Raw genomic sequence first — 12,122 nt, forward strand, 5'->3', positions numbered from 1 at the left:
GCAGCGGTGCAACGTATGACGAGGGCGGCGTCCTGGCTGCGCTGGGCGCTGATGGCGATGTTGGCCATGGCCCTGGCCGCTTGCACCACCACGCCCAAGCCGATTGAAGGCGCCAGCGCCGATGCGTTTTCGCGCATCGGCCGCTTCGCGATTACCGTGAATGAAGAAAGCGGCAAGCAGAACGCCGTGCAGGGCGGGTTTTCGTGGTCAGACGATGGCCGGCGCTATGTGCTGGACCTGACCAACCCCTTGGGTTCTACCGAAGCTCGCGTCGAAGGCCAGCCCGGTTCGGCCAGCCTGACCAAGGCCGACGGCACGCGTCTGACGGCCGATAACCCTGACGCGCTGGCGGAAGACGCGCTGGGCAGCAGCATGCCGGTATCGGGCTTGCGCGACTGGTTGCGCGGCAAGCTGCCGGCTGACCCGGAAGCCACCGAGATCAAGCGTGATGATCTGGGCCGCCCCACGGCCTTCGAACAGGGAGGCTGGCAAGCCAACCTGTCGCGCTATGACACGAAAGGCCCGCAGCTGCTGGTGCTGCAACGCCAGGAACCGGGCCGCCGCATCATGGTGCGGTTGGTCGTGAACCAGCCCTGATCGTGAATCAACCCTGACCGGCCGCCGTCAGCGCACGGCGGGCTGGCTGCGGGGTTCGGGGTTGTCGCGCGCAAGCGTCCGGTACAGGCTTGCCATGTAGCACAGCAGCACCACTGAAAACGGCAAGCCGCAGAGCACCACCGCAGTCTGCATGGCATTGAAGTTTCCCGCCAGCAGCAGGCCAATTCCCAGCATTGTCGTCAGCGCCGCCCAGAAGATGCGCAGCCAGATGGGCGCGTCGCGCCCGGCGTCGGCGTCGCGCGCCGACAGGTTGGCGATCATCAACGTGCCCGAGTCCACCGGCGTCAGGAACAGCATGAACGACATCACGACGCCCACGGCGGCGACGAGTGTCGTCATCGGCAAATATTCCATCAGCGTGTAGAACGCCATTGGCGGATTGGTCATGGCGGCGTCGCCCAGGGCGGCTGCGCCGTGGTTCATCACCAGATCAATGGCGGTGTTGCCGAAGATGGACAGCCACGCCAAGGTGAAGCCCAGCGGCACCAGCATCACGCCGAAGATCAATTCGCGAATGCGCCGCCCGCGTGAGATGCGCGCGATGAACATGCCCACGAACGGCGCCCAGCCGATCCACCACGCCCAGTAGAAGATCGTCCAGGAACTGGTCCAGCGCACGGCCTTGAGGTCATACAGATACAGGTCGAAGCTTTTGCCCAGGAATGCGTTCAGGTAGTCGCCCAGGTTTTGCACCAGCCCGTCCAGCAGCAAGCGGGTGGGGCCTGCCAGAAAGATGAACAGCAGCAGCAGGCACATCAGATAGGTGTTGATGTTGGACAGCACGGCAATGCCGCGCTTGATGCCGAGCGCCGCCGCGCCCGTGGCCACGGCCATCATGATGATCACGATGGGCGCCTGCACGACCGCCGTATTGGGCACGCCCAGCAGATACGTCAGCCCCGCGTGCAGCAGCAGTGCGCCCAGCCCCAGGTTCGTCACCATGGACACGATGGTGGCCAGCACGCCAAAGCCGTCCACGGCATGCCCCACGCTTCTGGGCAGCGGCCGGTTCAACAAGCCCTGCAACGGCGAGCGCAGCGCAAGCGGCAGGTGGCGCCGATACGCGAAGTACGCCAGTGCCGTTGCGGTCAGCGCGTACAGCGTCCAGCCATGAATGCCCCAGTGCAGAAACGTCAACGTCAGCGAGTTGCGTGCGGCTTGCGTGGTGCCGCCTGCGCCGGTGGGCGGCAGCAGGAAATGGTCCAGCGGTTCGTACACGCCGTAGTACACCAGCGCGATGCCGATGCCGGAAGAAAACAGCATCGACACCCAAGATAGATAACTGAATTCCGGGGACTCGTCGTCATCGCCCAAGCGCAGCGCGCCGTGGCGCGATAGCGCGAGCCAGAGCGCGAAGCCTACGCTGGCGGCCATCGCCAGCATGTAATACCAGCCGAAGTGCGCCGCCACAAACCACTGCGCCGTCTCCAGCCAAGCCTGCGAGGCATCGGGGTAGGCGATGAGCAGGGCGCCGATCAGCAGCACGGCGCCCGATGCCGTTAGGAAAACGATGGGGTTCGTGTGCGCGAGCCACCCGCGCCTGACTGGCGCGGCCCCTGGTTGTTGCGTCGTGCTGTCCCCGTCTTGTTGCACCGCCGTCTCCCCGTCTGGTGGTACTGCCTGGGTGCTGCGTTGTGGTCATTCGATGTGAACTGCGGCGGCCGCTGCTGGCTGTTCTGGTGATGGTTCTGCCGCATGGGCTGCTGCATGGGTTGCTGCAAGGGTTGCTGCATGTTCCGGTGCAGCTTCCGCCGTCGTTTGGCGGATCGCTTGGCGGACCATACCGGTTTTATATTGAATGATCAATCAATATAAACTAGACTTCCTCGCAACCTGGCGGACCGCCTTCCGGCCCCGCCCACCGTCACACCAGGAACCGCGCCCACCATGCCAAAAGTCGGAATGCAGCCCATTCGTTGCAATCAACTGATTCAGGCCACCCTTGATTCCATCGATCAGGTTGGCTTGGCGGAAAGCTCCATCGCCCACATCGCGCGCGCGGCCAAGCTGTCCACCGGCATCATCAGCCATTACTTCGGCGACAAAGACGGCTTGCTGGAAGCCACCATGCGCGAACTGCTGCGCAACCTGCGCGATTCCGTCTCGCGCGCCCGCGCCGCCGCAGCGCCTGATGCGCGCGCCCAGTTACGCGCCATCGTCGATGGCAACTTCGTGCCAACCCAAGTCTCGGGCAGCGCCATGCGCGCCTGGCTCACGTTCTGGGCGGCCAGCATGCACCAGCCGCGCTTGCGCCGCTTGCAGCGCGCCAACGACCGCCGGCTGTACTCCAACCTGTGCTGCCAGTTTCTGCGCGTGATGCCGCTGGCCGATGCGCGCATCGCAGCGCGCGGGCTGGCCGCCATGATCGACGGGCTGTGGCTGCGCGGCAGCCTGATGGGCGCAGCGGTCATCGGAGACCCCGCGCGCGCCATTGCTTACGACTATGTAGACCTGCTGCTTGCTCGCAGCCAATCCGGGGGCAGTCCGGCCTTGGGCCCGCCCTCACTCTGACGACAGGACGGACCCTCATGCCCTTGCCTATCCAACAGCTCTACATCCACGGCCGGCGCACCAACGCCATCAGCAGCAAGACCATCACCACGGTGAATCCCGCCAACGGCGCGGTCTTGGCGGAAGTGCAGGTGGCCGCCCGGCAAGACATCGACCGCGCCGTGGCCAGCGCGCAGGAAGGGCAGAAGGTCTGGGCGGCGCGCACGCCCGCGCAACGCTCGCGCGTGCTGCTCAAGGCGGCGCAGTTGCTGCGCGAGCGCAATGACGAATTGGCCGAACTTGAAACCCTGGATACCGGCAAGCCACTGTCGGAAACGCGCTTGGTGGATATCGCCACGGGCGTCGACGTCATCGAGTATTACGCCGGCCTGGCCGCCGCTGTCGAAGGCGTGCAGGCCCCGCTGCGCGAGACCAGTTTCTTCTACACCCGGCGCGAACCGCTGGGTGTCATCGCGGGCATCGGCGCGTGGAACTACCCCGTTCAAATCGCCATGTGGAAGTCCGCTGCCGCGTTGGCGACGGGCAACGCGATGGTCTTCAAGCCCGCTGAAATCACGCCGTTGACGGCGTTGCGGCTGGCAGAGATCTACACGCAAGCCGGCTTGCCCAATGGCGTGTTCAACGTGGTGCTGGGCAGCGGCCGCGAGATCGGCGACTGGCTCACCAGCCACCCCGGCATCGCCAAAGTATCGTTCACCGGCGGGGTCGATACCGGCAAACATGTCATGGCCACGGCGGCGAAATCATCGCTCAAGAGCGTCACGCTGGAACTTGGCGGCAAGTCTGCATTGATCGTAATGCCGGACGCCAACGTCGACCGCGCAGCAGACATCGCCGTGATGGCCAACTTCTTCAGCTCGGGCCAGGTCTGCACGAATGGCACGCGCGTGTTCGTGCATCGCTCAATGAAGGCCGAGTTCGAAGCCGCCGTGCTGGTGCGCGTGGCGCGCATCCGCGTAGGCGAGCCTTGCGACCCGCGCACGAACTTCGGCCCCCTGGTCAGCTTTGCGCACATGGACCATGTGCTGAGCTGGATTGAAATCGGCAAGCGCGAAGGCGCCAATCTGCTGGCAGGCGGCGTACGCATGATCGAAGGCGCGCTTGCCAAGGGCGCATACGTGGCGCCCACCGTCTTCACGGACTGCCACGACGGTATGGAAATCGTGCAGGAAGAGATCTTCGGCCCCGTGATGAGCATTCTTGCTTTCGATGACGAAGACGAAGTCATCAAGCGCGCCAACGACAGCCGTTACGGCTTGGCGGCGGGCGTCGTCAGCAATGACCTGAATGCGGCTCACCGCATCGCGCACCACTTACAGGCGGGCATTTGCTGGATCAACACGTGGGGCGAATCGCCCGCGCAGATGCCCGTGGGCGGCTACAAGCAATCGGGCATCGGCCGCGAAAACGGCTTGGCCGCGCTGGCCGAATACACGCAGACCAAGTCCGTGCAAGTCGAACTGGGGCCATTCGCCTCTGTCTTCTGACCCGGCTCGGCGCTTCATTGCCGCAGGTCGCGCCGGGCGGTCACGCCTGGCGTTCCGCTTTCCGTGTGCATGGGGGAGAAGACGATGTCCATCAAGAAGGAGTACGACTACATCATCATCGGCGCAGGTTCCGCCGGGAATGTACTGGCAGCACGCTTGACCGAAGACCCCGGAACCACCGTGCTGTTGCTGGAAGCCGGCGGCCAGGATCACCGGCTGGATTTCCGCACGCAGATGCCCGCCGCGCTGGCCATGCCCTTGCAAGGCACGCGCTACAACTGGGCCTATAAGACTGATCCCGAGCCGCATCTGAACGGCCGCCGCCTGGATTGCGGACGCGGAAAAGGGCTGGGCGGCTCATCGCTCATCAACGGCATGTGCTACATCCGCGGCAATGCGCTGGACTATGACCACTGGGCGCGCATCGATGGCTTGGCGCATTGGGATTACCTGTCGTGTTTGCCGTACTTCAAGAAGGCCGAAAGCCGCGATGTGGGCGGCTGCGATTATCACGGCGATAGCGGGCCGGTCAGCGTCACCACCCCGAAGGCGGGCAACAACCCCTTGTTCGCGGCGATGGTGCAAGCGGGTACGCAGGCAGGCTATGCGTCAACGGATGACGTGAATGGCTATCGCCAGGAAGGCTTTGGGCCGATGGATCGCACCGTCACGCCGCGCGGGCGGCGCGCCAGCACGGCGCGCGGGTATCTGGATCAGGCGCGCCGGCGCACGAACCTCACCATCGTCACGCGCGCGTTGACCGATGTGATTCTGTTTTCCGGCAAGCGCGCCGTGGGCGTGGCCTGGCAGCAGCATGGGCAGCATCATCGCAGCCATGCGCGACGCGAAGTGCTGTTGTGCGCGGGCGCGATCGCGTCGCCGCAGATCCTGCAACGCTCAGGCGTCGGCCCCGGCGCGTTGTTGCGTGACGTGGGTGTGCCTGTGTTGCACGAGCTGCCCGGTGTGGGCGCGAACTTGCAAGATCACCTGGAACTCTACGTGCAGGTGGAATGCAAGCTGCCCGTTTCCTTGGCGCCGTCACTGAAGCTGCACAACCAAGCGAAGATCGGCGCGCAGTGGTTGTTCATGGGCACGGGAGTGGGCGCCAGCAATCAGTTCGAAGCCGGCGGCTTCATCCGCAGCCATGACGATTTTCCGTGGCCAAATCTGCAATATCACTTCCTGCCCGTGGCCATCAATTACAACGGCTCTAATCCGATCAAGGTGCACAGTTTTCAAATGCACGTGGGATCGATGCGTTCGCCCAGCCGGGGGCGAGTGCATATCCGCTCGCGTTCACCGCAGGATCATCCCAGCATCCTGTTCAACTACATGTCTGACGCGCAGGACTGGCGTGAATTCCGCGCGGCGCTGCGCATCACGCGTGAGCTCTTTGCGCAGCCCGCATTGGCGCCCTACGCGGGCCGCGAAATCTCACCCGGGGCGCATGTGCAAAGCGATGCTGAACTGGATGCGTTCGTGCGCGCACGGGCCGAAACCGCGTATCACCCGTCATGCTCGAACAAGATGGGGGCGGCATCGGACCCGATGGCGGTGGTGGACGGCTACGGCGGCGTGCATGGGCTGCAAGGCTTGCGCGTGATTGATGCGTCGATCATGCCGGACATCGTCACGGGAAACCTGAACGCGCCGGTCATCATGATGGCGGAAAAAATTGCCGACCATCTGCGCGGACGCACGCCGCTTGCCCGCGTGGAGGTGCCGTACTACACGGCAGACGGCGCTGCGCGTGGCTAGAATGGGGGCTTGTCCCGCATCGGTTGTTTTTCCGTGACGCTCTACGACGTACCCGCTCCCGCGAAGTTGAATCTGTTCCTGCATGTGGTGGGCCGCCGCGCCGACGGCTACCACCTGCTGCAAACGGTTTTTCGTTTCATTGATCTATGCGACACGCTGCACTTTGATGTGCGCGCCGATGGCGTCATCAGCCGCGCCGCGGAATTGCCGGGCGTATCGGAAGCCGATGACCTGACCTTGCGCGCGGCGCATGCCTTGCAGCGCGCCACCGGCACGCGGCAGGGGGCGCAGATCGCGCTAGAGAAGCGCATTCCGCAAGGCGGCGGGCTGGGCGGCGGGTCGAGCGACGCCGCCACCGTGCTGATCGCGTTGAACAAATTGTGGGGTACGGGCCTTACGCGGCGCGAGCTCATGACACTCGCCTTGCCGCTGGGCGCGGACGTGCCAGTGTTCGTGTTCGGGCAATCGGCGTTCGCAGAAGGCGTGGGCGAAGATCTCACCGCGATCACGCTGCCGGAACGGGCTTATCTGGTGGCGCAACCGGACACGAGCGTGCCGACCGTAGGAATATTTTCAGCGCCCGATTTGACAAGGGATTCTTCTTACATCACAATAGCGGACTTTCTTGCTTCGCCAACATTTTCCTTCGGGAAAAATGATCTGGAGCCGGTAGTTCACCGTCTTTATCCTGAAGTTTTCAGGGCATCGCGGTGGCTTGCAGAACAGGGTTACCCTGTACGCATGTCGGGATCAGGCGCATGTTTATTCGCCGAGTTTTCCGAACTTTCTGAAGCCGTTTTGGCAAAAGCAGAAATATCCGCTATAATGCGCGGCGCTGTTGAAACAAACAGCACAACGCATCCACGGTTTCGGTTAGTGCAGGCTTGTACTGGTTTAACTGAACATCCGTTGCGGAATTGGATTGCAAGATAGTTGGGGAGTCGCCAAGCTGGTTAAGGCACCGGATTTTGATTCCGGCATGCGAAGGTTCGAATCCTTCCTCCCCAGCCAACCGAATACATAAAAAAGCTGTTGAACACGCCTGTAAGACACTGGCCCGGGTTCAGCAGCTTTTTTATTTTCCGGGTCCGCTGGTGTTTTCACCCCGCATCACCTCGTTAGTGTCTTAAAACGACCATCGCATCATCCATCATGGCAAACGATAGCTTCATGATCTTCACGGGCACGGCCAACACTCGGCTGGCCGTGGACGTAGTCAACCACCTCGATATGTCCCTGGGCAAGATGACCGTCGGTCGCTTCTCGGACGGCGAAGTGATGGTCGAAATCAACGAGAACGTGCGTGGCAAGGACGTCTTCGTCCTGCAGCCCACCTGTGCGCCCACCAATGACAACCTGATGGAAATCATGGTCATGGTTGATGCCCTGCGCCGCGCGTCGGCTGGCCGCATCACCGCCGCGATTCCCTATTTCGGCTATGCCCGCCAAGACCGCCGCCCGCGTTCGGCGCGCGTTGCGATCTCGGCCAAGGTGGTGGCCAACATGCTGCAAGTGGCTGGCGTTGACCGTGTCCTGACGATGGACCTGCACGCTGACCAGATCCAGGGTTTCTTCGATATCCCCGTGGACAACATCTACGCCGGTCCGATTTTGCTGGGCGACATCTGGCGCCGCAATTTCTCGAACCTGGTCGTGGTGTCCCCGGACATCGGCGGCGTGGTTCGCGCCCGCGCCCTGGCCAAGCAACTGGAAGCCGACCTGGCCATCATCGACAAGCGCCGCCCGCGCGCCAACGTGTCGGAAGTGATGAACATCATCGGTGAGGTCGACGGCCGCACCTGCATCATCATGGACGACATGGTCGACACCGCCGGCACGCTGTGCAAGGCGGCCCAGGCCCTGAAAGACCGCGGCGCCGGCGCCGTTTACGCCTATTGCACGCACCCCGTGCTGTCGGGCGGCGCCATTGACCGCATTGAAGCGTCGGAACTGGACGAACTGGTCGTCACCGACACCATCCCGCTCTCCGAGCAAGGCCAGGCCAGCGGCAAGATCCGCCAGCTGTCGTGCGCCGCGCTGCTGGGCGAGACCATCCTACGTATCTCGAACGCGGAATCGGTCAGCTCGCTGTTCGTCGACTGACGCCTGGGGCGTCAGCCGGGCCACAGCCCACCTGAGTTTTTGCACCTTGCTGGTCGCGGCAAGGCGCAACCAACACGGCGCGCATGTTGCGCGCCGTGCCGTTAACTGGTGAAGCCTCTTCACCTTATTTTGTTTTTGGAGTTTTCCATGAAATTTATCGCCACTGCGCGTAGCGTCCAGGGTTCGAGTGCGAGCCGCCGCCTGCGCCGCGCGGGCCGCGTTCCCGCCATTGTCTATGGTGGTACGGCTGCCCCCCTGAACATCGAACTCGACCACAACGAGATCTACCACGCCCTGCGTAAGGAAGAATTCCACGCATCGATCCTGCAAATGCAGCTCGAAGGCGCGAAGGAAGAACAAGTTCTGCTGCGTTCGGTTCAATGGCACGCCTACAAGCCGCAAGTCCTGCACGTGGACTTCCAGCGCGTGGACGCCAACCAAGCCCTGCGTACCAAGGTGCCGCTGCACTTCGTGAACGCTGAAATCTCGCCGGCCGTGAAGCTGTCGGGCGCCATCATCAGCCACGTGACGACCGAACTGGAAATCACCTGCCTGCCGAAGGCTCTGCCGCAATTCATCGAAGTCGACCTGACCAACATCCTGGCTGGCGCTTCGATCCACCTGGCTGACATCAAGCTGCCCATGGGCGTGACGTACGTTCCCCACGGCGGTGAAGACAACCCGCTGCTGGCTGCCGCCATCGTCAAGGGTGGCGCTGCCGCCGCTGACGACGAAGCCGAAGCCGCTCCGGCTGCCTAAGTCTTGTCGGAAAGCCTTCGGGCTTTCCGCGGCTTATGCTCGAAACCCTGCGTGTGCATTTGCATGCGCAGGGTTTTTTGGTTTAAACACCCTCCATCATGTCTATTCCCATACGCCTCATTGTGGGATTGGGTAATCCCGGTCCCGACTACGAAACCACGCGGCACAACGCCGGCTTCTGGCTGGCCGACCACCTGGCGGACGACTTGCGCACTTCTTTTGCGCTTGAGAAATCTTTTTTTGGCATGGTGGCCAAGTCGCGCCTGGGCGCAGACAACGTGCTGCTGCTCAAACCCATCACCTATATGAACAAATCCGGCCAGGCGGTCGGCGCGCTGGCTCGCTTCTACAAGCTGGAGCCAGAGCAGGTGCTGGTGCTGCATGACGAACTGGATCTGTTGCCGGGCCAGGTCAAGCTGAAGCAGGGCGGCGGACACGCCGGCCACAACGGCTTGAAGGATATCCAGGCGGTGCTGGGCAGCCCTAATTTCTGGCGTCTGCGCATTGGCATCGGCCATCCGCGCACCTTGAACCTGGCGCAGCAGGTGGCGGACTTCGTGCTGCATCCGCCGCGCCGCGACGAACAAAAAGAAATCGAAGCCGTCATCGACCGTTGCCGCGCCGTGGTGCCGGCGATGCTGGCCGGTGATTTCGCGCTGGCCACGCGCCAATTGCACAGCGGCAACGTCGCCTGATGCTTCAGCCCAAGCCGCCTTCCGCCGTTGGCAAGACGCGTTTCCGTGACGAGGCTGCGGACTTCTGGCGCTTTATCCGCCATCCGCGTCCCGCATCGCGGCTGCCGGGGCGCACGACGGGCAGCGGCCTGTGGGCGGATTGGTGGCCGGGCATCCGGCCGGGCCGCTTGCTGGCGTGGGCGGGTTTGCTCTGGGCGTTGAATCTATTTGCGCTGGGTCCGGTCGCCGTGATGGCGGCCGGCCTGGGCGGCGCTACGCATCGGATCGATCCCGCCAACCTGCCGTGGCTGACGGCCGTGCTGTGGGCGCCGCTGGTCGAAGAGATGCTGTTTCGCTACGGCTTGCGACGGCCATTGCAGGCGCTATGGCTGGTGCCTGCGCTGATGCCCGTCGTGCTGTATGGCCCGAAGCTGTGGACGGGGCTGCTGTTAGCCGCATTCGTCATCCTGGCTATCTGGGGAGCACGCGGCCGCGCCGCGCCGCTTGCGGGCTGGAACACGACCTGGCGGCGCTATTACCTGACGCACTTCGGCTTGGTCTTCCATTTGATCGCGCTGACGTTCGCCGCCGTTCACCTGACCAACTTCGTCTACAGCAAGACGCCGTATTGGCTGATGCCCTTGCTGGTGCTGCCGCAATGGCTGACCGGGCTGGTGCTGGGCTGGATGCGCGTGCGCCGCGGCATCGGCGCGGCCATCCTGCTGCACGCCACGTTCAACGCGGGCCCCATTTTGATGATCTGGGCCGTCATGCGCTGGGCGCCGTCCATCGCCAAATAGCGGGGCCGCATCCCCCTGCTGGCGAAAGAGCCGATTGCCCCGCCCGGGGTAAACTAGAACGTTAACGATCAATACCGTACTTACACAGGATTCCCATGGCTCTGCAATGCGGCATCGTCGGCCTGCCCAACGTTGGCAAATCGACTCTCTTCAACGCTCTGACCCGCGCCGGCATCGCCGCCGAGAACTATCCGTTCTGCACCATCGAACCCAACGTCGGTGTGGTCGAAGTGCCGGACCCGCGTCTGCAGAAGCTGGCTGAAATCGTCAAGCCCGAACGCATCCTGTCCGCCACCGTCGAATTCGTCGACATCGCGGGCCTGGTTGCTGGCGCAAGCAAGGGCGAAGGCCTGGGCAACCAGTTCCTGTCGCACATCCGCGAAACCGACGCCATCGTCAACGTTGTGCGCTGCTTCGAAGATCCCAACGTGATTCACGTGGCCGGCAAGGTCGACCCGATCGCCGACATCGAAGTCATTGAAACCGAACTGGCCCTGGCTGACCTGCAAACCGCTGAAAAAGCGCTGCTGCGTCATCAGAAGACCGCGCGTTCGGGCGACAAGGAATCGCAGCGCATCGTGGCCGTGCTCGAAAAGTGCGTGGCCCAGTTGAACGAAGCCAAGCCGATCCGCGCGCTGGACCTGACGACGGAAGAACAGGCCGACATCGCCCAGCTGTGCTTCATCACCGCCAAGCGCGCGATGTACGTGGGCAACGTCGCTGATGACGGCTTCACCAACAACCCGCTGCTTGACCGCCTGACCGAATTCGCCGCCGCGCGCAACGCGCCGGTGGTCGCCATTTGCGCCGCCATCGAATCCGAAATCGTGGACCTGGACGACGCCGACCGCCAAGCCTTCCTGTCCGACATGGGCATGGAAGAGCCGGGCCTGAACCGCCTGATCCGCGCCGCCTTCAAGCTGCTGGGCCTGCAAACGTACTTCACCGCTGGCGTGAAGGAAGTGCGCGCCTGGACGGTCGCCATCGGCGCCACCGCCCCGCAAGCCGCCGGCGTCATCCACACCGACTTTGAACGCGGCTTCATCCGCGCGCAAACCATCGCGTACGAAGACTACATCACGTACAAGGGTGAACAAGGCGCCAAGGAAGCGGGCAAGATGCGCGCCGAAGGCAAGGAATACATCGTGCAAGACGGCGATGTGATGAACTTCTTGTTCAACGTTTAAACGCGTGATCAACGTCTGATCGGTTTTTCCTGCCCGGAAAATCCCTCCGTACCGGGTCATCCACCACAATCGCCAGGATGAAACCTGGGGTTGCCGTGAACAGGCTCAAAAATCGCCGCATGATTGCGGCGATTTTTTTTGCCTTCAGCATTCCCCGGGGGGTGGCGTGGCTCTCGCCGTCAGCGGGGACGTGTCTGGATCATGCGGCCGCGGATGTGCTGATCC

Annotated in this window: 11 protein-coding genes and 1 tRNA gene; 11 read left to right on the top strand and 1 reads right to left on the bottom strand. The window is 63.1% G+C overall.

Annotation, left to right across the window (positions count from 1 at the left end; all coding sequences use genetic code 11):
- Window positions 1-15 precede the first annotated feature (15 nt).
- Window positions 16-597, top strand: coding sequence for a lipoprotein insertase outer membrane protein LolB (gene lolB / locus ACFZAI_RS03850; protein WP_391565666.1), 582 nt, complete (start codon window positions 16-18; stop codon window positions 595-597).
- A gap of 27 nt (window positions 598-624) precedes the next feature.
- On the opposite strand, the gene ACFZAI_RS03855 is transcribed toward lolB, so the two are convergent.
- The gene (locus ACFZAI_RS03855) at window positions 625-2,211 is read right to left on the bottom strand and encodes a BCCT family transporter (RefSeq protein WP_391565667.1); all 1,587 of its coding nucleotides are present in this window, start codon (window positions 2,209-2,211) and stop codon (window positions 625-627) included.
- Between the two features lie 294 nt (window positions 2,212-2,505).
- On the opposite strand from ACFZAI_RS03855, the gene betI reads away from it, so the two are divergent.
- The 10 genes from betI (at window position 2,506) to ychF (ending at window position 11,897) form a co-directional block, all read left to right on the top strand.
- Window positions 2,506-3,129, top strand: a complete 624-nt coding sequence (gene betI / locus ACFZAI_RS03860; RefSeq protein ID WP_391565668.1) for a transcriptional regulator BetI — start codon at window positions 2,506-2,508, stop codon at window positions 3,127-3,129.
- A gap of 17 nt (window positions 3,130-3,146) precedes the next feature.
- On the top strand, window positions 3,147-4,616 hold the full coding sequence (gene betB, locus ACFZAI_RS03865; RefSeq protein ID WP_391565669.1) for a betaine-aldehyde dehydrogenase: 1,470 nt from the start codon (window positions 3,147-3,149) through the stop codon (window positions 4,614-4,616).
- Window positions 4,617-4,700: 84 nt separating this feature from the next.
- Window positions 4,701-6,374, top strand: a complete 1,674-nt coding sequence (betA, locus tag ACFZAI_RS03870; protein ID WP_391565670.1) for a choline dehydrogenase — start codon at window positions 4,701-4,703, stop codon at window positions 6,372-6,374.
- 33 nt (window positions 6,375-6,407) lie between these two features.
- On the top strand, window positions 6,408-7,307 hold the full coding sequence (ispE, locus tag ACFZAI_RS03875; protein ID WP_391566263.1) for a 4-(cytidine 5'-diphospho)-2-C-methyl-D-erythritol kinase: 900 nt from the start codon (window positions 6,408-6,410) through the stop codon (window positions 7,305-7,307).
- A 1-nt stretch (window position 7,308) separates the two neighbouring features.
- Window positions 7,309-7,385 (top strand) — tRNA-Gln (locus ACFZAI_RS03880).
- Window positions 7,386-7,526: 141 nt separating this feature from the next.
- Window positions 7,527-8,477, top strand: coding sequence for a ribose-phosphate pyrophosphokinase (locus tag ACFZAI_RS03885; RefSeq protein WP_006227587.1), 951 nt, complete (start codon window positions 7,527-7,529; stop codon window positions 8,475-8,477).
- 147 nt (window positions 8,478-8,624) lie between these two features.
- Window positions 8,625-9,236, top strand: a complete 612-nt coding sequence (locus ACFZAI_RS03890) for a 50S ribosomal protein L25/general stress protein Ctc (protein ID WP_054423143.1) — start codon at window positions 8,625-8,627, stop codon at window positions 9,234-9,236.
- 98 nt (window positions 9,237-9,334) lie between these two features.
- Window positions 9,335-9,931, top strand: coding sequence for an aminoacyl-tRNA hydrolase (pth, locus tag ACFZAI_RS03895; RefSeq protein WP_054423142.1), 597 nt, complete (start codon window positions 9,335-9,337; stop codon window positions 9,929-9,931).
- Window positions 9,931-10,710, top strand: a complete 780-nt coding sequence (locus ACFZAI_RS03900) for a type II CAAX prenyl endopeptidase Rce1 family protein (protein ID WP_391565671.1) — start codon at window positions 9,931-9,933, stop codon at window positions 10,708-10,710. The genes pth and ACFZAI_RS03900 overlap by 1 nt, the downstream gene beginning before the upstream one ends.
- A gap of 95 nt (window positions 10,711-10,805) precedes the next feature.
- Window positions 10,806-11,897 (top strand): redox-regulated ATPase YchF, encoded by a 1,092-nt coding sequence (gene ychF, locus ACFZAI_RS03905; protein WP_391565672.1) that lies wholly within the window; start codon window positions 10,806-10,808, stop codon window positions 11,895-11,897.
- The last annotated feature ends 225 nt before the right edge of the window (window positions 11,898-12,122 follow it).

The organism is Achromobacter sp. NPDC008082 (assembly GCF_042957345.1).
Taxonomy (GTDB): Bacteria; Pseudomonadota; Gammaproteobacteria; order Burkholderiales; family Burkholderiaceae_B; genus Achromobacter; species Achromobacter kerstersii_A.